We start from the raw sequence: 819 nt of genomic DNA on the forward strand, positions 1-819 counted from the left end.
AGTATCCACCACTCGGCAGCAGCAGGCGCATCGGCGATGACCCGGTGCGTCTGCGTCCGTATGCCGGAATGGGCTTTCCGGCAGGTGAGTTTAAGGGCATTGAGATTAATCCGGATGATAACCCGGATTCGCCGCCCACGGTCAGAACCACCTTTATGGGGCTCTACGGCATCACGTCGCCGCTGCCGACCCAGTATATTGATGACATCACGCAACGGCGTGAGGGTCATGAGACGGTGGAGCACTTTCTCGATATCTTCAACCACCGGCTGATAACCCAGTATTACCGTATCTGGCGTAAGCACAGTTACCCGGCTTCGTTTGAGGATGGCGGCACCGATGCCATTTCACAGTGCCTGCTGGGACTGGCGGGGCTTGGTATTCCCGGCACCGCTGAACACCTGGACACTCCGCTGTCGCGCTTTCTCGGCATGCTGCCCGCCCTGCAGGTGCCGGGGCGGACTGCCGAAGGGGTGGCTCAGGTGGTGAAAATGGTCACGCCGGATACGACGGCCACGGTGGTGCCGCACCATAAGCGGCGGGTGGAAGTTCCGGAACTGACGCTGAGTACCGCCGGAGGATTTTGCCTGGGGGACCATCTCGTGCTGGGCGGTGTTGCCACCGATGTCAACGGCACCATTGATATACGGCTGTATACCGAAAGCAAAGCGGATTTACAGGGCTGGTTCCCCCCGGATTTTACGCTGTATAACGATTTACTGGCCCTGCTGCGGGTCTATCTGGGCTGGCGCTACGATGCGCATATTTCCCTGACGTTCCCGCGCCGGTTACTGCCCCGGCCACGGCTGACCTGCCAAT

At 60.0% G+C, this 819-nt stretch carries 1 protein-coding gene; it reads left to right on the top strand.

Annotated features, from left to right (window positions below; translation table 11 throughout):
* Positions 1–819: type VI secretion system baseplate subunit TssG (tssG, locus tag F4V72_RS23955; RefSeq protein ID WP_150342520.1), on the top strand; the 819-nt coding region annotated here is incomplete at both ends.

The organism is Salmonella enterica subsp. diarizonae (assembly GCF_008692785.1).
Taxonomy (GTDB): domain Bacteria; phylum Pseudomonadota; class Gammaproteobacteria; order Enterobacterales; family Enterobacteriaceae; genus Salmonella; species Salmonella diarizonae.